Source organism: Sulfitobacter sp. PR48 (assembly GCF_028807335.1).
Taxonomy (GTDB): domain Bacteria; phylum Pseudomonadota; class Alphaproteobacteria; order Rhodobacterales; family Rhodobacteraceae; genus Sulfitobacter.
The window spans coordinates 298,740-322,657 of the sequence record NZ_JARAMM010000004.1; the positions used below are offsets into that span (position 1 = coordinate 298,740).

The following is a 23,918-nucleotide window of genomic DNA, read 5'->3' on the forward strand; positions in this document are numbered from 1 at the left end:
TCTAGCCCGAGGTCAGACCTTCCGTCGGGGGCAGGGGCGCGGGCACCGAGACATGCTCCGGCCGCCGCTTTTCGTAGAACGCATTGCCGCCGGTCGTCACCACATAGTGGATGTTGTTGTAATTCGCCTGATACCAGGCCGCGTGAAAGAACTTGGCCGCGCCGGTATGGGGATGCCGCTCACCGCGATAGACCGCAAGGGCGGTGTCACGGGCAAGTGCCGCCCCCCTGCTTTCCATCGGGCTTGTCATGACGCCGGGGGCGAATTGGTTCGGCTGGCCGACCACGCCGCAGACCGTGTCGGGAAAGGCGTCGGAGGCGACCCGGTTCATCACCACGCTGCCCACCGCGACCATCCCGTCCCGGCTGGAGCGGTTCGATTCGAAATACATCGCCCGGGCCAGGCATTCCACATCGCTTGCAGAGGGCGGCGGCGCTTCGGACCTGCCGCATCCCGCGACAAGGGCAACCAGGACCAGCCCGGCACCAGTCGGGCGTTTCAAACTAAAACTCGGCACCGTACAGCCCTCGCATCCTGGGTTCGCTTTTGTCGCGCGGAGGGTATTCCGCAAGCCCCGCCCTGGGCAAGCGGAATGCTGCGGCGCGGGCTCTGCCCCCTCGCCATGGGCGCGTTGTTGCCTTATGCAAAACCCGACGCCCCTGATGCCCCTGACAACGGAAACCCTGCATGAGATGTTCCGCGATCCTGACCGCCTGCGCGCTGGGCCTGCTGGCCGGACCGGCGCTTGCGGAAAAGCTGAGCTTTGCCATGGCGCTGGGCAACCGCCAGATCGGCACGCTGACCTTTGACGGCGGGCCGCGCGCGGGCCGTCTGCTGGCGGTCATGGACAACACGCCGCTGGGGGTGGCCGACGGCAGTTTCGAGGCGGTGACCAGGGCGCGCGGCGCGGCGGTGGGCTATGAAAGCCGCAGCCGCGGCAGCAAGCAGCGCGACATCGCGGTGACCCGGGCAGGGGGGCAGGTGACCGAAGTCACCGTCATCCCGGCGGATGAGGCGACGGACCTCAGCGATGTGGCGCAGGTGCCAAGGGGCGTGATTTCCCTGACCGAAGCCTTTGCCGCGCTGGCGCTGGGCCGCGACTGCCCGCAGCCGATGGTTGTCCACGACGGCCGCCGGGTGGTGCGCATCGCCACCACCGCGCGCAGCGACAGCGGTGGCGAGGTCACCTGCAGGATGTCCTACCGCGTGGTGCAGGGGCCGGGGCATCTGTCACCCTTCCGGTTCAAGTCGCTGGGCATGCAGCTGACCTATGCCACCCGGACCCTGCAACGCATCACGCTCAGCGCGGGCGGTTTCGATGTGACCCTTACCCGGCAGGGTGCGAAAGCCGCGCTGGAGTAGGTTGGTCAAGCCGCCCCGCCCGGCGCAAGCCGGGCATCGCCCGACCTCCCGTCTCACCGAAGGTGCGCTGTAAAGAATCTCACCGAAGGTGCGCCGACTGGAATAGGCACGCCTTTGGCGTGACGGAGGGCGATTTTGCACCCTCTGCCCAGCCAAATCCCGCCCGCGTGTTGAGATCCTCGTCGCCACACATAGGTCGGAACGCCCTCCAGGTCGGGCGATACCCGGCAGACCGGCACCTAACCCGCATCGTGAAGCTGAATCAGCCTTCCGACCATCTCCTCGAACGGCGTATGCCGGAATGCCGGGCAGAGCGCCGCGAATTTCTCGCCGCACAGACGGTGCGGATGATCGAACAGATAGCGCTGTTCAAGCAGCTCACGCCCCAGTTCCCAGACCGGCGCGCTCAGGCGCAGCGCCCACCAGGGGAACTGGCCGATCTTCATCTCCCGCCCGCTCTGGCGGGTGATCTCACGGGCCAGATCGTTGATGCTGAAGCTATGCCCCGGCAGGGCGACATCGGCAAAAACCGGCAGATCCTCCAGTTTCGACAAGGCAACAGCCGCGCGGGCGAAATCGGGCAGATAGGCATAGGCCCGCTCGACCCCGGGCGCGCCCATCGCCGTGATCCGGCCCTTGTGCAGCTTTTTCAGCACCACCAGCCCGATCGCCTGACCGCTGCGCTGGTCATCAATGAAATCGCCGCCGCGCAGGATCGTCACGGGCAGGCCGGAGGCGCGCCAGGCGGCCTCCATCTCGACGCGGATCTGCCCCTTCCGGCTGCAGGCCCGGTGCGGCGTCTCTGCCGACCAGGGACCGGGCTGATTGCCGTAGACATAGACGTTGCCGGGGATCAGCACCCGCGCACCGCTGGCGCGGGCCGCAGCCATGGCAAGCTCGGTGATCTTCGGGATCTGCCGGGCCCAGTCGTGGTAATCCGGCGGGTTCATGGCATTGACGATCAGATCGGCACCGCGCGCCGCCTGTGCCGGATCGGTGCCGCGCTGGAAACGGCGGACGCGCCAGCCATCCGCCGAAAAGGCGCGGTCAAAAGCCTGGCCTGCGAAACCCGAGGCACCGAGAATGAGAACTGTTCGGGACATGTGAACTCCTGTGAAACGATTGCCCCGCCCTTGTTGCTCAAAATAATCCGAATGGGGATTGCCAGAAATTGCAGTTCAGGTATTCATAAATGAATGGATATACGGGCATTGGACTGGTCGCTGCTGCAAAGTTTTCTGCAGGTGGCAAAGGCGGGATCGCTGTCGGCGGCGTCGCGCGCCTGCGGCGTCAGCCAGCCGACGCTGGGGCGCCATGTGCGCGCGCTGGAAACCGCGCTGGAACAGCCGCTCTTTATCCGCAAGCCCGACGGCCAGAGCCTGACCGCCCTGGGCCATCAGCTTTATGACCATGTGCGCAAGATGGAGGACGCGGCCTCCCATGTGGCGCTGACCGCCGCGGGCAAGAGCGCGCGGCTGGAGGGGCGGGTGCGCATCACCGCGTCGCGGGTCGTGGCCTATTGGCACCTGCCGCCGATCCTGGCCCGCCTGCGGGCGGAGGAACCGGGCATCCAGATCGACCTTGTGGCCTCCGACATGCCGGAAAACCTGATGCACCGCGAGGCGGACATCGCCCTGCGGATGTTCCGGCCCGAACGCGGCAACCTGATCGCGCAAAAGATCGCGGAGCTGCCGCTGGGGCTTTACGCGGCGCAAAGCTACATCGCCCGTGCGGGCCGCCCCGACACGCCCGAGGCGCTGATGAAAATGGATTTTGTCGGCTTCGACAGATCCGAGCTGATCCTGCGCCTGATGGCGCAGAACGGCCTGCACGTCACCCGCGATTTCTTTCCGCTGCGCTGCGAGGATCAGCTGGTGAACTGGTCCCTTGTCTGTTCGGGGGGCGGTGTGGGCGGGTTCCAGCGTCTGATCGGCGATGCCGACCCGAGGGTCGAGCGCATCGCCGATTTCGTGACCCTGCCGGCGCTGCCGGTCTGGCTGGTGGTCCCCGATGCCCTGCGCCATGTGCCCCGGATCGCGCGGGTGCGCGACATGCTTGCGCAGGAGCTGTCAACCCTTGGCAGGCCCGCCGGCCAACCGGCATGAGCCGACGCCCCGCTGCGGCATGCTGATGGCTTTTGCAGTCTCTCCCGGCTGGCGGTGGACCGCCCGCAGACTGGGCGCATCGCCGCGACCGCGACAGAAGTATTGCCTAGGCTCTGGACCCATTGATTCTATATGCTCAGCGGCGATTTCACGAAATTTCAATGGTTTGGGGCGTGCAGCCAATAGTGGTTCTATTTGCAAGCGACCCAAGACGTTGAAATGAAGTGAAATCACCGCCCTCCGGGTTTGACGGATTTTCCCGCAGCCTGCGGCGCATCTGCTTGAAATAGAACCACTATTCTTGCGCAGATGCTTCTTGTCTGCGAAAAAATCTGTCAAACTGAGCATATAGAATTAATGGGTCCAGAGCCTAACACGCGGCGTTCTATTGACTCATCCGGGCCACTGGCAAACGATCTGCAATAATAAAACCAACGGGGGATCATCATGACCACACGTCGCTTCACACGCCGATTTCTGCTCGGCTCCGCCGCCGCCCTGGCGGGCGCTTTCGCCCTGACGCCGCGCACCGCCCTTGCCGCCGACCCGATCAAGGTTGCGGGCATCTATACCGTACCTGTCGAACAACAATGGGTCAGCCGCATCCACAAGGCGGCAGAGGCGGCACAGGCCCGCGGTGACATCGAATATGTCTTTACCGAAAACGTCTCCAACACCGATTACGCCCGCGTCATGCGCGAATATGCCGAAAGCGGGAACACCCTGATCATCGGCGAGGTCTTCGGCGCGGAACAGGAGGCGCGCGAGGTCGCCGCCGATTACCCCGATGTCGCCTTCCTGATGGGATCAAGTTTCAAGGAAGACGCGGGCCTGCCGAACTTTGCCGTCTTCGACAATTACATCCAGGACGCCGCCTATCTTTCCGGCATCGTGGCAGGGGCGATGACGACAAGCGGCAATATCGGCATGGTCGGCGGCTTTCCGATTCCGGAGGTGAACCGCCTGATGCATGCCTTCATGGCCGGCGCCGCCGAGATGAAGCCGGACATCGCCTTTCAGGTCAGCTTCATCGGCTCCTGGTTCGATCCGCCCAAGGCCAAGGAAACCGCATTTGCGATGATCGAGAATGGTGCCGATATCCTTTATGCCGAACGCTTCGGCGTCTCGGATGCGGCGCAGGAAAAGGGCATTCTGGCCATCGGCAATGTGATCGACACACAGGCGGAATACCCCGAGACCGTCGTCGCCTCGGCGATCTGGCACTTTGAGCCGACGCTGGATGCCGCGATTGCCGCGGTGAAGGCGGGGAACTTCACCGCCGCCGACTATGGCGTCTATTCCTTCATGAAGGAGGGCGGCGCATCGCTGGCACCTTTCGGCACGTTTGAGGGCAAGATCCCGCAGGCGGCGCTGGACCTGATCGCGGAACGCACCAAGGCGATCAAGGCGGGCGAATACACGGTCGAGATCAACGACGAAGAGCCGAAGTCCAGTTGAGCGCAGTCCTTGCAAATGGTCCCGCCCGGCCGGAGGCCGGGCAGCGCCTGCCTGCCCTCCGGCAGGCGCTTCGGACGTTGCCACCGGATGCAATGATGCATGTACCCCGTCCCGGTCGCCATTTTCGCCGTCACGCCCCTGCGCCTCCCCAGGCAGGCGCTGCCCTTTGCGCCACCCCTCGGGACGGCGCTGCTCTTTGCATCTGCCAGCACCCGCTGACGGCCCCTGAATGAGCGTGACCACAGCCCCCATTGTTCTGCGTCTTGACCGCATCACCAAGCGGTTCGGTGCGCTGACCGCGAATGATGCGATCAGCTTCGAACTGCGGCAGGGCGAGGTCATCGCCCTGCTGGGCGAAAACGGCGCGGGCAAGACCACGCTGATGAACATCCTCTTTGGCCATTACACGCCGGACGAGGGCAGCGTCGAAGTCTTTGGCCAGCCGCTGCCCCCCGGCAACCCGCGCGCGGCGCTGGAGGCCGGGGTGGGCATGGTGCATCAGCATTTCACCCTCGCCGACAACATGAGCGTGCTGGAAAATATCGTGCTGGGCACCGCACCGCTCTGGCGGCCGGGGTTCGGCCGTGCCGCCGCGCGCCGCCGGATCAGGGCCCTGATGCAGGATTACGGGCTGCGGGTGGACATGGAGGCGCAGGTCGGCGCGCTCAGCGTCGGCGAGCGCCAGCGGGTCGAGATCCTCAAGGCGCTCTACCGCGAGGCGCGCATTCTCATTCTGGATGAACCCACCGCCGTGCTGACCCCGCAGGAGACCGACGATCTCTTTGCCACCATGCGCCGGGCGGTGGCGCGGGGGCTGTCGGTGATCTTCATCAGCCACAAGCTGCATGAGGTCACGGCGATCTCCTCCCGCGTGGTGGTGCTGCGCCATGGCAGGCTGGTGGCAGAGGCGCGCACCGCCGATACCGATGCGGCGCAGCTGGCGCAGATGATGGTGGGGGCGGAGGTTGCCGCGCCGCAGGTGCGGCAGGCCAACCCCGGCGCCCTGCGGATCTCTCTGCGGGCGGTCACCACGCCGGACCGGGGCAGCGCGCCGGGGCTCAAGGCGGTCGATCTGGACCTGCGCGCAGGCCAGATCACCGGGCTGGCGGGGGTGTCGGGCAACGGGCAGGCGGCGCTGGCCGACCTGATCGGCGGGCTGATTGCGCCCGCATCGGGGGAACTGCGCATCTCGGATGCGCCGGTTGCGGGGTGGAGCCCGCGTGCTGCGCTGGCCGCCCGGATCGCGCGCATCCCCGAGGACCGGCACAAGACCGGGACCATCGCGGATTTCGACCTCACGGAAAATGCGGTGCTTGAGCTTTACGCCAGGCCGCCGTTTTCACGCCGGGGCTGGATGAACTGGCGCGCCGCCCGCGATTTCGCGCAGAACATCATCTCCGGCTATGACGTGCGCTGCCCAGGGCCCGAAACCCGCATCCGCCTGCTGTCGGGCGGCAACATGCAAAAGCTGATCCTGGGCCGGGTGCTGGAAACCGCCCCCGACGTGGTGCTGGCGAACCAGCCGGTGCGGGGCCTCGACATCGGGGCGCTGACCTATGTGCATGAACAGCTGCTGGCGGCACGGGACCGGGGCGCGGCGGTGCTGCTGATCTCCGAGGATCTGGACGAGGTCACGGCGCTGGCGGATGTGATCCATGTGATCTCCGAAGGGCGGCTGTCGCCCGCCTTTGACCGGGGCGCGCTGAGCGTGGCGGAACTGGGCGTCTGGATGGCGGGCGAGGGGTTTGACCATGCGGCTTGAACCCATTGCCAACCCCGCGCTGACCCGCCGCCTGGGCCTGCCCGCGCTGGCGCTGGCGGGCACCGTGGTGATCGCCTCGCTGCTGGCGATGATCGCGGGGGCGCAGCCGTTTTCGGTGCTGGGGCTGATCCTCAAGGGGGCTTTCGGATCGAAGTTCGCCACGCTGGAAACGCTGAACCGCGCGACGCCGCTCATCTTTACCGGGCTGGCGGTTGCCGTCGCCTTCAAGGCCAGGCTGTGGAACATCGGGGCCGAGGCGCAGCTTTACATGGGGGCGGTGGTGACCGTGGTGCTGGGCACCGGCGCGCTGGCCTGGCCTTCGGCCGCGCTGCTGCCACTCATCGCCATCGCCGCGATGCTGGCGGGGGCGCTGGTGCTGCTGGTGCCGACCTTCCTGAAAACCCGCTTTGGCGTGGATGAGGTGGTGACGACCCTTCTGCTGAATTTCGTCGTGCTGCTCTGGGTCTCCATGCTGCTGGAGGGGCCGCTGAAGGACCCGATGGGGCTGGGCTGGCCCAAATCCGCCCGGCTGATCGAAGAGGCCCGGCTGCCGCGCATCATCGACGGGCTGCGCCTGCACTGGGGCTTCGGCCTTGCGCTGATTTCGGCGGCTGTGGTCTGGGTGATCCAGCGCCGCACCACGCTGGGCTATGAGATGCGCGCCGTGGGGCTGAACGCGGAGGCCGCGCGTTTTGCGGGCATCCCGGTCAATGCCACGCTGATCAAGACCGCGCTGCTGTCAGGCGGCCTCGCCGCGCTTGCCGGGTTTTCCGAGGTCTCGGGGCTGAAGGGCAGCCTGACCTTGGATATCTCGCCGGGCTTTGGCTACACCGGGATCATCGTGGCGATGCTGGCGCTGCTGAACCCGCTGGGCGTGGTGGTGGCGGCGCTGTTTGTCGCGGGCATCTTCGTCGGCGCGGACAGCATGAGCCGCGCGGCGGGCGTGCCTACCTATCTGGCCGACATCATGCTGGCGGTGGCGCTGCTCCTGATGGTGCTGGCGATCATGCTGACCAAATTCAGGGTGAGGCGCGGCTGATGGACATCCTTGATATTCTCATCTCCGCCAGTTTCTGGACCGCCGCGATCCGCATCGCCTCGCCGCTGATCTTTGCCGCATTGGGCGAGCTGATCTGCGAACGCGCGGGCGTGCTGAACCTCGGCATCGAGGGGATCATGGTGGTCGGCGCCTTTGCCGGCTGGCTGACGGTCTATCTGGGCGGCGGCCTCTGGTTCGGGGTCTGCGTGGCGATGCTGGCGGGCATGGCATTCGGGTTGCTGCACGGGGTGCTCTGCGTGCCCTTCGGGCTCTCGCAGCATGTGGTGGGGCTGGGCATCACCCTGCTGGCGACCTCGTTGACCTATTATTGCTACCGTCTGGCCCTGCCGGAGGTCACCTCGCCGCCCAAGATCGCGGCCTTCCAGCCCTGGGAGGTGCCGCTGCTGTCGGATCTGCCGCTGGTCGGTCCGGCGCTGTTTTCGCAGACGCCGCTGACCTATCTGGCCTTTGTGCTGGTGGTTGTGGTGAGCGTGGTTTTGTACCGCACGCCGCTGGGGCTGGCCCTGCGCGCGGCGGGTGAAAACCCGGCGGCGGTGGAGGCGCAGGGCCTGAGCGTTTCGGCCATCCGCATCGGCGCGGTGATGGCGGGCAGCGGGCTGATGGCGGTGGGCGGGGCGTTCCTGACCATGAGCGCCTTCAATTCCTTCTTCTTCGAGATGGTGAACGGGCGCGGCTGGATCTGCATCGCGCTGGTGGTCTTCGGCTCGTGGCGGCCCGGCAAGACCCTGCTGGGCGCGGTGCTCTTTGCCGCCTTCGACGCGTTGCAGGTGCGGTTGCAACAGACACCGCTGGGGGCGGGGATACCCTACCAGTATTTCCTGATGGCGCCCTATATCCTGTCGATCCTGGCGCTGGTGGTCATGTCGCGCCGCGCACAGGTGCCTGCGGCGCTGATGGTGCCCTTCAACAAGGGGGAGCGTTGAATGACGCATCAGGTGCGCGCAGCCGGTCAGCGCCTGCCTGGGTAGGCGCGGGGCGAAACGGGGTGGCTTGGCGGAGGTTTCGGGAAATGCGGGACGTTGCATCCGGCGGAGCGCTCAAAGCGCCTGCCGGGGGGCAGGCAGGCGCTGACCGGCTGCGCCGGTCGAGACGATATGGGCCGCCGTCCCGGACGAAGACCCGGGACCTTTCGGCAGTTTGAGGGAGTGAGACCATGTTCGACATCATCATCAAGGGCGGCACATTGCCGGACGGCACCACCGCCGACATCGGCATCGCGGGCGACCGGATCACCGCCATCGGCACGCTGGAGGCGGAGGCGGGCGAGGTCATCGACGCCACCGGCGATCTCGTCTCGCCCCCCTTCGTCGATCCGCATTTCCACATGGACGCCACGCTCAGCTACGGCACCCCGCGCATCAACGCCTCGGGCACGCTGCTCGAAGGGATCGGGCTCTGGGGCGAGCTGAAGGGCGTGATGACACAACAAGAGGTCTTTGACCGCGCGCTGGAATATTGCGACTGGGCGGCCTCGCTCGGCCTGCTGGCGATCCGCAGCCATGTGGACACCTGCGACGACCGCCTGCTGGGGGTCGAGGCGCTGCTGGAGGTCCGCCGCGCCGTCAGTGGCTACATCGACCTGCAACTGGTAGCCTTCCCGCAGGACGGGCTCTACCGCGACCCCACCGCCTATGCCAACACGCTGCGGGCGCTGGACATGGGGGTGGATGTGGTCGGCGGCATCCCGCATTTCGAACGCACCATGGTGGATGGCGCGCGGTCGGTCACCGCCCTGTGCGAGATTGCCGCCGAGCGCGGGCTGATGGTGGACCTGCATTGCGACGAAACCGACGACCCCCATTCGCGCCATATCGAAACGCTGGCCTATGAGACGCAGCGCCTTGGCCTGCAGGGCCGGGTGGCCGGGTCGCATCTGACCTCGATGCATTCGATGGACAATTACTATGTCTCCAAACTGCTGCCCCTGATCGCCGAAGCCGGGGTTGCCGCCATCCCCAACCCGCTGATCAACATCATGCTGCAGGGCCGCCATGACACTTTCCCCAAACGGCGCGGGTTGACGCGGGTGAAGGAGATGCAGGCGCAGGGCATCACCGTGGGCTGGGGGCAGGATTGCGTGATGGACCCCTGGTATTCGATGGGCACCGGCGACATGCTGGATGTCGCCTTCATGGGCCAGCATGTGGCGCAGATGAGCAGCCCGGAAGAGATGCGGCGCTGTTTCGACATGGTGACAGAGGTGAATGCGCGGATCATGGGGCTGCAGGACTACGGGCTGCAGGTCGGCGCGCGGGCCTCGCTGGTGGTGCTGGACGCGGGCAATCCGATCGAGGCGCTGCGCCTGCGGCCCGACCGGCTGTTGGTGGTGGCGAAAGGCAAGGTGATCTCGCGCCAGAGCCGCAATGACGCGCGGCTGAATCTGCCGGGGCGCCCCGCATCGGTGCGGCGCAGGCATCCCGCCCATGGGCGCGCAACGGACGGGGCAGCAGGACAGGGTTAACCCTGTGCCGGTAGAACCCCACCTGTCGCGACATCCGCACCCGGTCTGACACGCCGGGCGCATTCGGAGAAACAGAGGCCCGTCCTCAACGGGCCACTTTGAACCGTTCAACGTGCAGGGTCATCCCTGTCTCATCCATCCGATCCGGCGGCGCCGCCATTTCAACGGTCCCCACAGATCCACAGACCCAGACGAGGAAAGCAAAGCGTGACCGCTGCGGCGGGCGCTAAAGCGATGCGTTGGAACGCGATGAAATATCTGATTTCAGACGATCCCGGATCACTCAGGCCGAAGCCGCAACCATAGGCTTTGCACCGCTGTCATCTGCCGCCACTGCACTGCTACCTGCTACCTGCTACCTGCTGCCTGCAGGTGAAGACATGTCATGATAGACCTGTCATTTTTGACATGTCATGTATGACATGTCTTCCCCTGCAGTATGGCGCGCCAAGTTGCGTCCTCGGGGCCGGGCGCGAACCTCTGTCGGGCACCCGCTTCAACGCTGCAACTTCGATTCCGACCTAGTATGGCGGAAACGAAATGCGCATCATTTCCCACTGCCCCCGGATCGCTTGCGATCCGGTTCGCACCCGACCCCGCCCCCGTCAAACCGCAGGTTTGCCTTCGGCAAAACGGCGGGTGCGAAACTCCAACCTCGCAAGATGCTGCGAACTATGGAAAAAGTGAAAATGTCTCACCAAATGGAGGGCCGCCCTCGGTGTCGGGTGCGAACCTGCCGTTGAGAGCTGCATTTAATGAACCGAACTTTGATTCCGGGTGACTATGCTTCCTGCTGCGCGGCCTGACGGGCCAGCGCAAAGGCCCCCTGCATGGCATTGCCCTGCGGGGCGACCAGGTTGCGCACCACGTCCTCGGACAGGTAGCCGCGGTAATGCGGTCCCACGCCGCCGGTCAGGCAGAGCCTGTCGCCGGGCGTGAAATCAAGCGCCGCCAGCCCCTTTTCCAGAAAGTCCACCGCCCGGGCGATGATCTGCATCGCGGCAGGGTCCTGCTCCTGCGCGCCGCTCAGCACCTCGGGCGCGAGGGTCGCGTAATCGGTCGGCGTGGCGGTCAGGCAGAACCGGCGCATCTCGTGCAGCCCGCCCATCCGGTCCAGCGTCCGGCGGGTGAGGGCGCTTTGCGGTTCGATCCCGTCATGGGCCAGCAGCGTGCGTTCCAGCAGCCGGTGGCCCAGCCATGCGCCCGAGGCCTGATCGGAGATCTGGAAACCCCAGCCCGACACGGTGCTGACCACGCCGCCGCACTGGCGCGAGATGAAGGTGCCGGTGCCGATGCCCAGCACATAGCCATCATGTGCCCCCAGTGCCCCGGCGACGGTGGTTTCCTTGTCGCCCGACACCATGGTGTGGCCATAGGGCAGGGCGGCGGCAACCTCGGCCATCGTCTCGGGGCTGTTGGCCCCGGCGGCGCCGACATGGCCGATGATCCGCTCCAGCGGCGTATCGGCAAGCCCGGCCTGGGCCAGCGCCGCGCGCACGGCGGCGGTGATATTGGCGATCGCCCCGCCAAAATTGTTCTCGACATTGGCGGGCCCGCCCCGCGCATCGGCCAGGATGCCGCGTGCCGCAGTGCCGGCCGCGGCCCGGCACCCGGTGCCGCCTGCGTCCACCGCAATCAGAATGGGTTCATGCATATTGGTCATGGCGGCTTCTATAGGGCACCTGCGCGCGCAGTACAGGGTGAAAATGCGACTTGCCCCGCTGCTTTTTTGAGCACAGCCCCCGCGCCGGGCAGGTGGCCGGGCACGGGCGCGCGCCCATTCCACTTTATCCCCGCACGTCCCGGCCTTCGGGTCAACTTTGCGTGATGCCGCCCGTTGGGCGGGGTCGGAAAATCCCGCGCGCCGGGTCAAAGCCGTGTCACGCTGCACAAATCGGAGGCACTCCGCGGCGCCGGCGGGATTGGAGGTTGTAATTTCCCCTTGTTAGCGCTAACGAGAACCAAAGACGTATCCAGATGTCCTGCAACAGGCGGGATTCGCGGTGTCGCGCGGAATGGACCGGTCCGGAAGGGGAGAAAAATATCATGACCACGAAAATCGCAATCAACGGATTTGGACGGATCGGGCGCAACGTGCTGCGCGCGCTGCTGGAAAACGGCGCCCGGGGGATCGAGGTGGTGGCGGTCAATGACCTGGCCCCGGCGGCGACCCTGCTGCACCTGCTGAAATATGATTCCGTACACGGGCGGCTGACCGAAACGGCACGCCTGGACGGCGACACATTGAGCGTCGGTGATCATACCATCCGCCTGACGGCAGAGCGTGACCCGGCCAGGCTGCCCTGGGCCGACGTGGACATCGTCTATGAATGCACCGGCATCTTCACCACCCGCGAGGGCGCGGCCAAACATCTGGAGAACGGATCGAAGCGGGTGCTGATCTCGGCCCCCGGCAAGGGGGTGGACCGCACGGTGGTCTATGGTGTGAACCACGGCGATCTGACGGCGGATGACGTGATCGTTTCCAACGCCTCCTGCACCACCAATTGCCTGGCCCCGGTGGCCATGGTGCTGGAGCAGAATTTCGGGATCGAGACCGGCTATATGACCACGATCCACGCCTATACCGGCGACCAGCCGACCCATGACGCGCCGCACAAGGACCTGTATCGCGGGCGCGCGGCGGCACTGTCCATGGTGCCGACCTCGACCGGGGCGGCGGCGGCGATTTCAGAAGTCCTGCCGGGGCTGAAGGGCAGGCTGGAAGGCTCTGCCGTGCGGGTGCCGGTGGCCAATGTCTCGATGGTGGACCTGTGTTTCCTGCCCGGGCGCAAGGCCACGGTGGCAGAGGTCAATGCGGCGCTGGAAAAGGCCGCGCAGGGCCCGCTGAAAGGGGTTCTGTCCTATGAGACCGATCCGCTGGTCTCGGTGGATTTCAACCATGATCCGCATTCCTCCTGCTTTGCCGCCGCGCAGACCAGCGTGACCGATGGCGGTCTGGTGCGGGTGGTCAGCTGGTACGACAATGAATGGGGTTTCTCCAACCGGATGAACGACACCGCCCGCGCCATGGCCGCGCTGCTCTGACCCGGGTGGATCAGAGCGAGGCGGCAGCCCGGCTGGCCTGATCGTATTGCCCCGACATGGTGCGCAGGCTGGCGGCGACCAGGCGCAGGTCGTCGCCGCCCAGATCCATCCGGTTGAGCCCGTCGAGAAAGCAGGTCTCGCGGATCGCGCGGTAGGCATCGCAAAGCGCGGCACCGGTCTCCGAGGTGCGGTAGAACACTTCCTTGCCGCGTTTTTCGGCCACCAGAAGGTCCGACTTCAGCAGCTTTTTCAGCGCGTAGTTGACGGTATGGGTGTCCTCGATGTTCAGCAGGAAACAGATGTCCGTCAGCCGCTTTTCGCGGCTGCGGTGGTTGGTGTTGTGCAGCACCAGGATTTCCAGCGGCGTCAGGTCGGCATTGCCCGCCGCCGCCATGCAACGCGACATCCAGCGGGTGAAGGCGTTGAAGGCGATGATCATCCCGTATTCCAGCTCGGAGGCTTCCCAGCCCTCGCCCTCTGCCAGGTGGCGGGAAGAGACGATGCGACGCCCCGGCAGGGCTTTCGGCGGCTGGGACATGACAACTCCTGAACCAAGGTAACCCATCTGACGTTAACAAATCGCCGGTGTTTTGCAACGGTATTTGTGGTAAATGATGGGCAGATTCCGTGGCAGACGCTGCCGGAAGGGGGGGCTCAGGCCATCTGCACCCCGCCGCGCCCCGGCGCCGGGGGGAAGGCCAGACCGCCCCAAAGGTTCCGGCCCGACATCAAGGTCATTTTGCAACACCCTGAAAAATGACATGATTATGGCTATGCAGGTCGGGCAAGCTTTGCTACCTATGGGGTAATAAAAAACTGAGGCAGGCAGAACGAGCAATGAAAACGGGCTTTAAGGGCACGTTTGTCATCAGCTGGTCGCAAACAGAAATAGACGGCCTTGAAGCCGCGCCGGTGCAATCTCTCTCTGTGGGGGCGGCATGGGCCTGGCGAGGGGACGCGATCCGGGTCGATGGCCCGAATGACGTATTGCGGCTGGACCAGGCAGACGAGGCGGAAAATCTGCGCAAACGCGCTGCCAGAATGGTGCGGCGGCTGGTCGGCGCGGCGCTGGAAGAAAGCGGCGGCGCCTTCAGGGGCGGTCTGCGCGGGGCGGGGCAGGATACCGGTCCGCTGATGGACAACAGCTTTGTCGTGACCGACGGCGGGCGCAGCTATACCGTGACGCTGATCGAACTGGGCCGTGGCAGCCAGCCCCTGCTGATGTTTCTGGATGAGATGCCGCCGCGCAACTGCGATCTGTGGATCGTGCATCACACCCTTGGCCCCTCCTGCGGCAATGCGGCTTCGGACACTGATGGCGGCGTGATCTGTTTCACCCCCGGCACCCGCATCCGCACGCCCCAAGGCCAGCGCCTGATCGAGGACCTGCGCGAGGGCGATCTGGTGCAGACCAAGGATGACGGCGCCCAGCCGATCCGCTGGGTCGGCAGCAGGCGCATGTCCGGGGCGCGGCTGTTCGCGATGCCCAAGCTGCGCCCGGTGCGGATCGCGGCCGGTGTGCTGAACGCGGGCGAGCCCGATGCGGATCTGATCGTGTCACCGCAGCACCGCCTGCTGATCAAGGGTCCGACCGCGCAGGAGCTGTTCAACACCCCCGAGGTGCTGGTCGCCGCGAAGGACCTGATCAACGGCGATACCATCACCGTGGATCTGAAAATGCGCGAGGTCACCTATATCCACGTGCTCTTTGATTCCCATCAGGTACTCTGGGCCAACAGCGTGGAGACCGAAAGCTTTCATCCCGCCTCTGCGGCGCTATCCGCGCTGGACGAGGGCGACCGCAAGCGGTTGCTGGCCACCCATCCGGAGCTTGAATACGATCCGCATACCTATGGCAGTTTCTCGCGGCGCAATCTGTCGGCCTCCGAAGCGGCGATCCTGAACCACGCGGCGTGAGGGGGCGAATTCTTTGAAGAATTCGGTCCGGTGTTTTTGAAAACACCGTTGGGCGTTGCGACACGGTCTGCGGGTTGGGCTTTTTCGAAGCGGTGCGCCTTTGCGAATTCTTTGAAGAATTCGGTCCGGTGTTTTTGAAAACACCGTTGGGCGTTGCGACGCGATCTGCGGGTCGGGCTTTTTCGAAGCGGTGCGCCTTTGCGAATTCTTTGAAGAATTCGGTCCGGCGTTTTTGCAAACGCCGCCGGGCGTTGCGACGCGATCTGCAGGATGGGCTTTTTCGAGGTGGTGCGCCGCTGCGAATTCTTTGAAGAATTCGGTCCGGTGTTTTTGAAAACACCGCCGGGCGTTGCGACGCGGTCTGCGGGTTGGGCTTTTTCGAGGTGGTGCGCCTTTGCGAATTCTTTGAAGAATTCGGTCCGGCGTTTTTGAAAACGCCGTTGGGCGTTGCGACGCGGTCTGCGGGTTGGGCTTTTTCGAAGCGGTGCGCCTTTGCGAATTCTTTGAAGAATTCGGTCCGGTGTTTTTGAAAACACCGCCGGGCGTTGCGACGCGATCTGCGGGTTGGGCTTTTTCGAGGTGGTGCGCCGCTGCGAATTCTTTGAAGAATTCGGTCCGGCGTTTTTGAAAACGCCGCTGCACGTCACGCCGCGATCTGCGGGTTACAGCTTCACGGGGCCGCTCCCGTTAACCGCCGGCGCGCTCTGCGATCAGCGCCTTGATGATGGATTTTGCGCTGTCGCTGGACCAGTCCGCATCCCCGCGCAGCCGTGCGATCTCGCGGCCTTCGGGGTTCACCAGCACGGTGATCGGCAGGCCGAAAATCCCCATCTGGCTGGCCAGGGCCTGTTTCGGATCCTGGTGGCGCGGCAGGCTGGTGACACCGGCCTCGGCAAAGAACTTCTTGATGCCTTCGGGGGAATTGCGCCCCGCTGCGATGGTCAGCACCTCGAAATCATCGCCGCCGAATTCCCTTTGCAGCGCGTCGAGCTGCGGCATTTCCTTGCGGCAGGGCGCACACCAGGTCGCCCAGAAGTTCACCAGCACATATTTGCCCCGGTAATCGGCCAGCGTCCCCTTGCCCGCCCCGTCGGCCAGGTCGAAGGCGGCATCGGAGGTGGCGGCAGGCGTGTCATGCACCACCAGCTTTTTCATGTCCCCCGCGCGCAGGCCCAGAATGTCCACCGTCCCGGCCAATGCGGGGTTTGCACCTGCCAACAGGGCCGTATACACGAGGCCGAGCACGAATTTTCTCATCTGTCCCTCCGAGGGTTTGACATGACTGACACGACTTCCAACAAGATGTGGGGTGGCCGGTTTGCCGCCGGGCCAGACGCGATCATGGAGGCGATCAATGCCTCGATCTCGTTTGACAAGCGGATGGCCGCACAGGACATCGAAGGCTCGCGTGCCCATGCCGCCATGCTGGCTGCCACGGGCATCATCACTGATAGCGATGCGGAGGCGATCCGGGAAGGCTTGCTCACGATCTTGTCAGAGATCGAAGGCGGCACATTCGAATTCTCCGCAGCCCTTGAGGACATCCACATGAATGTGGAGGCGCGCCTGAAGGAGCTGATCGGCGCACCCGCGGGCCGGTTGCACACCGGGCGCAGCCGCAACGACCAGGTTGCCACCGATTTCAAGCTCTGGACCCGCGATCAGTTCGATGCCTTTGACGCCGGTCTGGTGGCGCTGATCCATGCCCTGCTGGCACAGGCAGAGGCGGGTGCCGATTGGGTGATGCCCGGTTTCACCCATTTGCAGACCGCCCAGCCGGTGACCTGGGGCCATCACATGCTGGCCTATGTGGAGATGTTCGGCCGCGATCTTTCCCGGGTGCGCGACGCCCGCAAGCGGATGAACGAAAGTCCGCTGGGGGCCGCGGCGCTGGCCGGCACCTCCTTTCCCATCGACCGCGACATGACCGCGCAGGCGCTGGGTTTCGACCGTCCTTGCGCGAATTCGCTGGATGCGGTCAGCGACCGGGATTTCGCGCTGGACTTCCTGTCCTGCGCCAGCATCTGCGCCATGCACCTCAGCCGCTTTGCCGAAGAGCTGGTGATCTGGTCCTCGGCCCAGTTCCGTTTCGTGGCGCTGTCGGACCGGTTTTCCACCGGCTCCAGCATCATGCCGCAGAAGAAGAACCCCGATGCCGCCGAGCTGATCCGCGCCAAGATCGGCCGCATCTTTGGCGCCAATACCGCGTTGATGATGGTGATGAAGGGGCTGCCGCTGACCTATTCCAAGGACATGCAGGAGGACAAGGAACAGGTCTTTGACGCTGCCGACAACCTGATGCTGGCGCTGGCCGCGATGGAGGGCATGGTGCGCGACATGACCGGGCAGCGCGACAATCTTGCCGCCGCCGCAGGCAGCGGCTTTTCCACCGCCACGGATCTGGCGGACTGGCTGGTGCGGGTGCTGGGCCTGCCGTTCCGCGATGCGCATCATGTCACCGGCACCCTGGTGGGCATGGCGGAAAAGGCGGGCTGCGATCTGCCCGACCTGACGCTGGAACAGATGCAATCGGTGCATGGCGGGATCACGCATGGTGTTTTCGATGTCTTGGGCGTGGAAAATTCCGTGAATTCGCGTATGTCTTATGGCGGGACGGCACCGGCGCAGGTGCGCGTTCAGATCGAACGGTGGAAGGACATTCTGGCATGAGGATCATCCTGGCCCTTTTGGGCATCTCGGCGCTGGTGGCCTGCGGCGCGGACGGCGAGCCGGTGCAGCCATCGGCGAATTCGACCGTCACCCTGTCCAGCAGCGGCATGCAGGCGGGCACCAGCCTGGGGCTGCGGCAGGGGTCCTTCGGGATGTCGCTGGGGCTGGGCCTGTGAGGGCCGCCCGGATCATCGCGGCGCTTGCGGCGCTTGCGGCTCTGGTCTCCTGCGGGCCGAAGAACCCCGATGACGATCCGGCGGGCCGGGCGGATACGCGCCAGCAGCCGACCAATCTGACGCCGGGGGTCAGCATCTCGGGCTATGCCAACATCGGCGTGAAGAAAAGGTTCTGACATGTCGGCACTGCGGATGACATTCCTCGGGCTTGCGGTCTGGGGAGCAATCCACCCGATGTATTATTTCATCACCTGGTTCCAGGCCAATGGCTGGGACATCATGGCAATGGTGGCGGCCTGGCATGCCAATGCGGCGGCCAGCGGGCTGGTCTGGGACCTGACCATCGCGGCGGTCACGCTGACGCTCTGGATCCTGGCCGAGGTTGCGGTGCGGCGCAACTGGGGGGCGCTGATCGCGATTCCCGCGACCTTCTGCATCGGGGTGAGTTGCGGGCTGCCGCTCTATCTGTTTTTGCGGACGGCGCCGGTCCGATAGGACGGGAGCCTCCGGCGGGGAATATTTAAGGCCAAAAAGAACATGGATCACTTTCTCTACCGCGACGGCGCGCTTTTCGCCGAGGATGTTGCTGTGGCCGATATTGCCGCTGCGGTCGGCACGCCGTTTTACGTCTATTCCACCGCCACCCTGCTGCGGCATTTCCGGCTGTTCGACGAGGCGCTGGAGGGCATGGATCATCTGGTCTGCTATGCGATGAAGGCCAATTCCAACCAGGCGGTGCTGCGCACGCTGGCGCAGGCGGGTGCGGGGATGGATGTGGTCTCGGGCGGGGAATACCGGCGCGCCCGGGCGGCAGGTGTGCCGGGCGAACGGATCGTGTTCTCCGGCGTGGGCAAGACCCGCGAGGAGATCCGCACCGCACTTGAGGGCGGCATCCGCCAGTTCAACGTGGAGAGCGAGCCGGAGATGGCGGTGCTGGATGCCTGTGCGCGCGCCCTGGGAAAGGTCGCCCCGATCACCATCCGCGTGAACCCGGATGTGGATGCAAAGACCCATGCCAAGATTGCCACCGGCAAATCCGAGAACAAGTTCGGCATCCCGATCGCCCGCGCGCGCGAGGTCTACCGCATGGCTGCGGCCATGCCGGGGCTTGAGGTGGTGGGCATCGACGTGCACATCGGCTCGCAGCTGACCGATCTGGAACCCTATGCGCTGGCCTATCGCAAGGTGGCGGAGCTGACCGGGGTGCTGCGCGCCGACGGCCATGAGATCCGGCGGCTGGATCTGGGCGGCGGCCTTGGCATCCCCTACGAGCGCAGCAATGCCGATCCGCCGCTGCCTTCGGATTACGGTGCCATGGTCAAGCGGACGCTGGGGCATCTGGACTGCGAGATCGAGATCGAGCCGGGCCGGCTGATCGCGGGCAATGCGGGGCTGATGGTGAGCGAGGTGATCTATGTCAAATCCGGCGAGGGGCGCGATTTCCTGATCCTGGACGGGGCGATGAACGACCTGATCCGCCCGGCGATGTATGATGCCTGGCACGACATCATCCCGGTGGTGGAACCCGCCGCGGGCGTGGAACGTGCGCCCATCGACGTGGTGGGGCCGGTCTGCGAATCCGGCGATACCTTTGCAAGGCAGCGGATGATGCCGCCGCTGGCGGCGGGCGATCTTGTCGCCTTCCGTTCTGCGGGCGCATATGGCGCGGTCATGAGCAGCGAATACAACTCCCGGCCCCTGATTCCGGAAGTTCTGGTGCATGGGGATCAATTCGCGGTTATCCGCCGACGTCCGAGCTTTGACGAAATGATAAATCGCGATACCATCCCTGAATGGTTGTAAGGCATATTGCCTGCGGCCGCGCCGGAGGCAATTCCTGATGAACACATCCCCCAACACCGACCGCAAGGACGCGCTGTCCGCCCTGCGCTGGCCGCTGCGCCTGACATGGGCGGGGATGCTGGCCGAGGGGTTGGTGCAGGCGCTCTGGCCGCTGTTGAGCGTCACGCTTCTGGTGCTGGCGGCGCTGATGATGGGCCTGCAGGACGTGGTCAGCCTTGAGGTGGTCTGGGGCGCTGCGGTTGTGGCGGGCCTGGGCTGGCTGGCGGCGCTGGTCCATGCGCTGCGCCGGTTCCGCCTGCCCACGCAGGGCGCGGCCATGGCGCGGCTGGACCGCAGCCTGCCGGGGCGTCCGATTCAGGCGCTGCTGGACGATCCGGCCATCGGCAAGGGCGACCCGGCGGCGATGGCGGTCTGGCGCGCGCATAAGGCGCGGATGGCGGCGCGCGCGGCCACGGCCCGGGCGGTGCCTGCCGATCTGCGGGTGTCGCGGCGCGACCCCTATGCGCTGCGCTATGTGGCGGTGCTGGCCTTTGGCATGGCGCTGCTCTTCGGTTCGGTGCTGCGGGTGGCCTCGGTGGCGGATATGGCACCGGGCCGGGGCGGGCTGGCGCAGGGTCCGGTCTGGGAGGGCTGGGCGGAGCCGCCGCGTTATACCGGCAGGCCGACGCTGTATCTGAACGATCTGGACGCCGGGCCGCTGACCCTGCCTGCGGGCACGCTGATCACCCTGCGGTTCTATGGCGATGTGGGCGCGCTGACGCTGGCGGAAACCGTGTCGGGGCGCACCACGGATGTGCCTGCGGCCTCTGACCCGGCGCAGGATTTTGCCGTGGTGCAGGATGGCAGCATCGCGATTGACGGGCCCGGCGGGCGGCGCTGGGATGTGACCATGCTGGCCGATACCGCCCCCGAGGTGGAACAGCTGGGCCCGCCCGAGGTCTCGGCGCTGGGCGAGATGCGTCTGCCCTTTGCCGCGCGGGACGATTATGGCGTGGAGGCGGGCGAGGCACGGATCACGTTGGATCTTGCCTCGGTCAGCCGGCGCTACGGGCTGGTGGTGGATCCGGACCCGCGCCCGGAGGTGATTGTGCCGCTGCCGACCCCGATCGCGGGGAACCGCGCGGATTTCGAGGAAAACCTGATCGAGGATTTCTCCAAACACCCCTGGGCGAACCTGCCCGTCCGGATCAGCATGAGCGTGCTGGATTCCGCCGAGCAGATCGGCCAGACGGCACCGCGCCAGATGACCCTGCCGGGGCGACGCTTTTTCGACCCGGCAGCGGCGGCGGTGATCGAGATGCGGCGCGACCTGCTGTGGTCCAAGTCGAACACGACGCGGATGGCGCAGGTGTTGCGCGCGGTGGCCTACCGGCCCGGGGATCTGTTCCGCTCGGAGGTGACGGCGCTGCGGCTGCGCGATGTGATCAACCGGCTTGAGCTTCATGCCCGCTATGGTCTGAGCGACGAGATTCAGGACGAGCTGGCAGAGGACCTCTGGGGGCTGGCCATCGAGCTGGAAGAAGGCGTGCTGGCCGATGCGCTGGAGCGGATGCGACGGGCGCAGGACCGGCTGAACGAGGCGATCAAGAACGGCGCCTCCAAGGAGGAAATCGCCGAGCTGATGGATGAGCTGCGCCGTGCGACAGAGGAATATCTGCAGCAGTTGCAGCGCCAGCAGGCGCAGGAGAACGAACAGAACGGTGACCCGCAGCAGCAGGGCGAACAGGGCGAGACCATGCAGATGACGCAGGACGACCTGCAGCGCATGATGGACCGCATTCAGGAGCTGATGGAACAGGGCCGCATGGCCGAGGCCGAAGAGGCGCTGCGCGAGTTGCAGGAGCTGATGGAGAACATGCGCGTGACCGAGGGGCAGCCGGGCCAGAACGGGCAGTCTCCGGGGCAGCAGGCGATGGAGGGGCTGTCGGAGACCCTGCGCGAGCAGCAGGGGCTGAGCGATCAGGCATTCCGGGATCTGCAGGAACAGTTCAACCCCGGCGCCCAGGCCGGCGAAAGCCAGGGCAACGAGGGGCGCAACGGCGGTCAGGGCCGGGGCGAAAGCCACGAGGGCCAGAACGGGCAGGGTCAGGGCCAGGATCAGCAGCAGGGCGAGAACGGCCAGCGCGGCGAACAGGCCGAGCCGGGACAGGGCCAGGAGGGGCTGGCGGAACGTCAGCAGGCGCTGCGCGAGGAATTGCGCCGCCAGCAGCAGAACCTGCCGGGTCAGGGCACGCCCGAGGGCCGCGCGGCGCGGGATGCGCTGGACCGGGCGGGCCGGGCCATGGACGGTGCCGAAGAGGCGCTGCGCAACAATGATCTGGCCGAGGCGATCGACAACCAGTCGCAGGCCATGGAGGCGCTGCGCGAGGGCATGCGCGCGCTGGGCGAGGCGATGGCCGAGCAGGAACGTCAGCAGCAGCCCGGTCAGGGCGACACCGAACAGGGCGGCCGCGCCAACCGTGACCCGCTGGGCCGCGAGGGCGAAAGCGCCGAGGGTGGATTGTCGGACGGCGGCCGCATCGGCGAGGGGCCGGATGCCAGTGACCGCGCCCGCCGCCTGCTGGATGAAATCCGCCGCCGCTCGGGCCAGACCGAGCGTCCGGAACTGGAACGCGATTATCTGAACCGGCTGCTTGACCGGTTCTGACGCGGGTTCGGAGGGGGCCTGAACTACAGCGTTTCGGGATAGGCTTGAAACATCCCGCGTCGCTTTTCGCGTAGGGCCGAAGGGAGAGGCAGCGAACAAGTGATTCAGGTATATCCCGAAACGCTTTAGGTCAGCACGTAGTTGCTGGCCTTGAGCGGTTCGGGTGCCGGTTGTTCGAGGGCTTCGGCCACCGAAATCTCGATGGTGCGGCACATGGCATCGAGCGGCAGCCCGTTGTGGACGTTCTGGAACGGCAGCTCCAGTTCATTGGTCACCATTTGCAGGCCGAAAAAGACGTAGGCTACGACGGCGGCAAAGATTGGTGCGAACCAGCCGGTGGCTTCGATCAGGGCAAAGGGCAGCAGCCAGCAGTAGAGATAGGTCGTCCGGCGGATGAGCAGCGAATAGACGAAGGGCAGCGGTGTTGTCAGGATGCGTTCGCAGCCCGCCTGTGCAAGGGCCAGGGAAGAGAGGGTCTGTGAAATGGTCATCTGGCCAAAGCCGCTGATTGCCTCCTTTCCCGTCAGATTGCCGATCTGGTCCGCCATCGAACGCAGGGCGGCATCTGCGGGGTTCTGATGGGCGAGCATGGCATCGGCTTTCTTGGCGCCGACCCAACCGACGATATCGCCGCGCGTATCCACCTGCCGCAGGTAGCCGCGATGCAGATGTGCAAATGCCACGGCACAGGACAGGATCCGCGCGCGGTCCGTGCCGTTGCCGACAAAGATGCACATGTGCCGGCCCAGGTTGCGCACATCCGCGATCATCGACCCCCAGAGCCTGCGCGCCTCCCACCACCGGTCATAGGCGGCGTTGTTGCGAAACCCCAGAAACAGGGAAAGCGCCACGCCGAAGATGCCCATGGCCGAGATCGAGATATGGGGCAGGCCGACATGGTATCGGTCAAGGTAGAGCACCAGTCCGGTCAGCACCGCAATGCCCAGGATCTTGCCCATGATCTTTGGCACGATCGAGCCTTGCATGACGATAAACAGCTGCAGTGTTGAGGGGTGGTCCCGGACAATCATTCTGATCTGGTCTCCTGGCGGGTTACCTGTGGGAAATGCGGAAACGCGGGGTCTGGAAGGGGGTGCCCCGCGAGGTTTTCTTAACGGCTGGGGCGGGGATTGGCGGGTCACGTTGCGCCGTTGCAGCGTGCAAAAGCGCCTTGTCCCGGAGAAGGGCCGGTTTGCAATCGGTCAGGGGGCGAGATGATTGGCGCAGGAAAGCCCGACGCGGCAATCCACCGGGCGCTGCCCGCCCCGGGCGAGACGCAACCTGATCTCCTCGCGCCTGAGGTGACAGAGAGTGCCGTGATGACATGTCATATTTGACATGTCATCACGGCACTCTGATGAAGGCACTCTGATGAAGGCACTCTGATGAAGGCACTCTGATGAAGGCACTCTGATGAAGGCACTCTGATGAAGGCACTCTGATGAAGGC

22 protein-coding genes are annotated in these 23,918 nt (G+C 65.4%); 15 read left to right on the forward strand and 7 right to left on the reverse strand.

Annotated features, from left to right (window positions below):
- Nucleotide 1: 1 nt before the first annotated feature.
- A complete protein-coding gene (locus PVW51_RS07765) occupies nt 2-502 on the reverse strand; it encodes a cell wall hydrolase (RefSeq protein WP_443287699.1) in 501 nt (166 codons plus the stop codon).
- Between the two features lie 185 nt (nt 503-687).
- Between PVW51_RS07765 and PVW51_RS07770 the strand changes: the two genes are divergently transcribed.
- Complete coding sequence (locus PVW51_RS07770) at nt 688-1,362, forward strand: hypothetical protein (RefSeq protein ID WP_274574393.1); 675 nt, start codon at nt 688-690, stop codon at nt 1,360-1,362.
- 239 nt (nt 1,363-1,601) lie between these two features.
- Here the strand turns inward: PVW51_RS07770 and PVW51_RS07775 are convergent, their stop codons facing one another.
- Nucleotides 1,602-2,465: an epimerase gene (locus tag PVW51_RS07775; RefSeq protein WP_274574394.1), complete on the reverse strand. Its 864-nt coding sequence runs from the start codon at nt 2,463-2,465 to the stop codon at nt 1,602-1,604.
- Between the two features lie 93 nt (nt 2,466-2,558).
- Between PVW51_RS07775 and PVW51_RS07780 the strand changes: the two genes are divergently transcribed.
- The 6 genes from PVW51_RS07780 (at nt 2,559) to PVW51_RS07805 (ending at nt 10,208) form a co-directional block, all read left to right on the forward strand.
- A complete protein-coding gene (locus PVW51_RS07780) occupies nt 2,559-3,467 on the forward strand; it encodes a LysR family transcriptional regulator (protein WP_269362284.1) in 909 nt (302 codons plus the stop codon).
- A gap of 447 nt (nt 3,468-3,914) precedes the next feature.
- On the forward strand, nt 3,915-4,925 hold the full coding sequence (locus tag PVW51_RS07785) for a BMP family protein (protein ID WP_274574395.1): 1,011 nt from the start codon (nt 3,915-3,917) through the stop codon (nt 4,923-4,925).
- Nucleotides 4,926-5,154: 229 nt separating this feature from the next.
- A complete protein-coding gene (locus tag PVW51_RS07790; RefSeq protein ID WP_274574396.1) occupies nt 5,155-6,687 on the forward strand; it encodes an ABC transporter ATP-binding protein in 1,533 nt (510 codons plus the stop codon).
- Nucleotides 6,677-7,726: an ABC transporter permease gene (locus tag PVW51_RS07795; RefSeq protein ID WP_269362279.1), complete on the forward strand. Its 1,050-nt coding sequence runs from the start codon at nt 6,677-6,679 to the stop codon at nt 7,724-7,726. Before PVW51_RS07790 ends, PVW51_RS07795 begins: the two co-directional genes overlap by 11 nt.
- Nucleotides 7,726-8,670 carry an ABC transporter permease gene (locus PVW51_RS07800; protein WP_114274795.1) on the forward strand — a complete coding sequence of 315 codons (945 nt, stop codon included), beginning with the start codon at nt 7,726-7,728 and terminating at the stop codon, nt 8,668-8,670. The genes PVW51_RS07795 and PVW51_RS07800 overlap by 1 nt, the downstream gene beginning before the upstream one ends.
- A 230-nt stretch (nt 8,671-8,900) precedes the next feature.
- Nucleotides 8,901-10,208: an amidohydrolase family protein gene (locus tag PVW51_RS07805; protein ID WP_274574399.1), complete on the forward strand. Its 1,308-nt coding sequence runs from the start codon at nt 8,901-8,903 to the stop codon at nt 10,206-10,208.
- A 781-nt stretch (nt 10,209-10,989) separates the two neighbouring features.
- On the opposite strand, the gene PVW51_RS07810 is transcribed toward PVW51_RS07805, so the two are convergent.
- Entirely contained in the window at nt 10,990-11,871 is an 882-nt protein-coding gene (locus PVW51_RS07810; protein ID WP_269362273.1) for a BadF/BadG/BcrA/BcrD ATPase family protein, read from the reverse strand.
- Nucleotides 11,872-12,254: 383 nt separating this feature from the next.
- On the opposite strand from PVW51_RS07810, the gene gap reads away from it, so the two are divergent.
- The gene (gene gap / locus PVW51_RS07815) at nt 12,255-13,256 is read left to right on the forward strand and encodes a type I glyceraldehyde-3-phosphate dehydrogenase (protein WP_274574400.1); all 1,002 of its coding nucleotides are present in this window, start codon (nt 12,255-12,257) and stop codon (nt 13,254-13,256) included.
- A gap of 10 nt (nt 13,257-13,266) precedes the next feature.
- On the opposite strand, the gene PVW51_RS07820 is transcribed toward gap, so the two are convergent.
- Nucleotides 13,267-13,794, reverse strand: coding sequence for a winged helix DNA-binding protein (locus tag PVW51_RS07820; protein ID WP_269362269.1), 528 nt, complete (start codon nt 13,792-13,794; stop codon nt 13,267-13,269).
- A 299-nt stretch (nt 13,795-14,093) separates the two neighbouring features.
- Between PVW51_RS07820 and PVW51_RS07825 the strand changes: the two genes are divergently transcribed.
- Nucleotides 14,094-15,173 carry a Hint domain-containing protein gene (locus tag PVW51_RS07825; protein WP_269362268.1) on the forward strand — a complete coding sequence of 360 codons (1,080 nt, stop codon included), beginning with the start codon at nt 14,094-14,096 and terminating at the stop codon, nt 15,171-15,173.
- Here the strand turns inward: PVW51_RS07825 and PVW51_RS07830 are convergent.
- Nucleotides 15,107-15,820: a hypothetical protein gene (locus PVW51_RS07830; protein ID WP_274574401.1), complete on the reverse strand. Its 714-nt coding sequence runs from the start codon at nt 15,818-15,820 to the stop codon at nt 15,107-15,109. The genes PVW51_RS07825 and PVW51_RS07830 overlap by 67 nt on opposite strands.
- A 40-nt stretch (nt 15,821-15,860) precedes the next feature.
- The gene (locus PVW51_RS07835; RefSeq protein WP_274574402.1) at nt 15,861-16,430 is read right to left on the reverse strand and encodes a TlpA family protein disulfide reductase; all 570 of its coding nucleotides are present in this window, start codon (nt 16,428-16,430) and stop codon (nt 15,861-15,863) included.
- A 21-nt stretch (nt 16,431-16,451) separates the two neighbouring features.
- Here PVW51_RS07835 and argH point away from each other — a divergent pair, with 21 nt between their 5' ends.
- The 6 genes from argH to PVW51_RS07865 are packed head-to-tail and all read left to right on the forward strand — an operon-like array spanning nt 16,452 to nt 22,469.
- A complete protein-coding gene (gene argH / locus PVW51_RS07840) occupies nt 16,452-17,843 on the forward strand; it encodes an argininosuccinate lyase (RefSeq protein ID WP_274574403.1) in 1,392 nt (463 codons plus the stop codon).
- On the forward strand, nt 17,840-18,019 hold the full coding sequence (locus PVW51_RS07845) for a hypothetical protein (RefSeq protein WP_274574404.1): 180 nt from the start codon (nt 17,840-17,842) through the stop codon (nt 18,017-18,019). Before argH ends, PVW51_RS07845 begins: the two co-directional genes overlap by 4 nt.
- A complete protein-coding gene (locus PVW51_RS07850) occupies nt 18,016-18,195 on the forward strand; it encodes a hypothetical protein (RefSeq protein ID WP_274574405.1) in 180 nt (59 codons plus the stop codon). Before PVW51_RS07845 ends, PVW51_RS07850 begins: the two co-directional genes overlap by 4 nt.
- A gap of 1 nt (nt 18,196) precedes the next feature.
- Nucleotides 18,197-18,514 carry a DUF2834 domain-containing protein gene (locus PVW51_RS07855; protein ID WP_269362261.1) on the forward strand — a complete coding sequence of 106 codons (318 nt, stop codon included), beginning with the start codon at nt 18,197-18,199 and terminating at the stop codon, nt 18,512-18,514.
- A 42-nt stretch (nt 18,515-18,556) separates the two neighbouring features.
- The gene (gene lysA, locus PVW51_RS07860) at nt 18,557-19,822 is read left to right on the forward strand and encodes a diaminopimelate decarboxylase (RefSeq protein ID WP_274574406.1); all 1,266 of its coding nucleotides are present in this window, start codon (nt 18,557-18,559) and stop codon (nt 19,820-19,822) included.
- Nucleotides 19,823-19,859: 37 nt separating this feature from the next.
- The gene (locus PVW51_RS07865; protein ID WP_274574408.1) at nt 19,860-22,469 is read left to right on the forward strand and encodes a TIGR02302 family protein; all 2,610 of its coding nucleotides are present in this window, start codon (nt 19,860-19,862) and stop codon (nt 22,467-22,469) included.
- Between the two features lie 125 nt (nt 22,470-22,594).
- On the opposite strand, the gene PVW51_RS07870 is transcribed toward PVW51_RS07865, so the two are convergent.
- Nucleotides 22,595-23,500 (reverse strand): bestrophin family protein, encoded by a 906-nt coding sequence (locus PVW51_RS07870; protein WP_274574409.1) that lies wholly within the window; start codon nt 23,498-23,500, stop codon nt 22,595-22,597.
- Nucleotides 23,501-23,918: the final 418 nt, after the last annotated feature.

Bases quoted from the DNA above. Each gene is read 5' to 3' on its own strand.
- PVW51_RS07780 (WP_269362284.1), top strand. From the start codon at position 2,559: ATGGATATACGGGCATTGGACTGGTCGCTGCTGCAAAGTTTTCTGCAG.
- PVW51_RS07845 (WP_274574404.1), top strand. From the start codon at position 17,840: ATGAGGATCATCCTGGCCCTTTTGGGCATCTCGGCGCTGGTGGCCTGC.
- gap (WP_274574400.1), top strand. From the start codon at position 12,255: ATGACCACGAAAATCGCAATCAACGGATTTGGACGGATCGGGCGCAAC.
- PVW51_RS07870 (WP_274574409.1), bottom strand. From the start codon at position 23,500: ATGATTGTCCGGGACCACCCCTCAACACTGCAGCTGTTTATCGTCATG.
- PVW51_RS07865 (WP_274574408.1), top strand. From the start codon at position 19,860: ATGAACACATCCCCCAACACCGACCGCAAGGACGCGCTGTCCGCCCTG.
- PVW51_RS07820 (WP_269362269.1), bottom strand. From the start codon at position 13,794: ATGTCCCAGCCGCCGAAAGCCCTGCCGGGGCGTCGCATCGTCTCTTCC.
- lysA (WP_274574406.1), top strand. From the start codon at position 18,557: ATGGATCACTTTCTCTACCGCGACGGCGCGCTTTTCGCCGAGGATGTT.
- PVW51_RS07770 (WP_274574393.1), top strand. From the start codon at position 688: ATGAGATGTTCCGCGATCCTGACCGCCTGCGCGCTGGGCCTGCTGGCC.
- PVW51_RS07810 (WP_269362273.1), bottom strand. From the start codon at position 11,871: ATGACCAATATGCATGAACCCATTCTGATTGCGGTGGACGCAGGCGGC.
- PVW51_RS07790 (WP_274574396.1), top strand. From the start codon at position 5,155: ATGAGCGTGACCACAGCCCCCATTGTTCTGCGTCTTGACCGCATCACC.
- PVW51_RS07795 (WP_269362279.1), top strand. From the start codon at position 6,677: ATGCGGCTTGAACCCATTGCCAACCCCGCGCTGACCCGCCGCCTGGGC.
- PVW51_RS07800 (WP_114274795.1), top strand. From the start codon at position 7,726: ATGGACATCCTTGATATTCTCATCTCCGCCAGTTTCTGGACCGCCGCG.
- PVW51_RS07785 (WP_274574395.1), top strand. From the start codon at position 3,915: ATGACCACACGTCGCTTCACACGCCGATTTCTGCTCGGCTCCGCCGCC.
- PVW51_RS07805 (WP_274574399.1), top strand. From the start codon at position 8,901: ATGTTCGACATCATCATCAAGGGCGGCACATTGCCGGACGGCACCACC.
- PVW51_RS07855 (WP_269362261.1), top strand. From the start codon at position 18,197: ATGTCGGCACTGCGGATGACATTCCTCGGGCTTGCGGTCTGGGGAGCA.
- PVW51_RS07835 (WP_274574402.1), bottom strand. From the start codon at position 16,430: ATGAGAAAATTCGTGCTCGGCCTCGTGTATACGGCCCTGTTGGCAGGT.
- argH (WP_274574403.1), top strand. From the start codon at position 16,452: ATGACTGACACGACTTCCAACAAGATGTGGGGTGGCCGGTTTGCCGCC.
- PVW51_RS07775 (WP_274574394.1), bottom strand. From the start codon at position 2,465: ATGTCCCGAACAGTTCTCATTCTCGGTGCCTCGGGTTTCGCAGGCCAG.
- PVW51_RS07825 (WP_269362268.1), top strand. From the start codon at position 14,094: ATGAAAACGGGCTTTAAGGGCACGTTTGTCATCAGCTGGTCGCAAACA.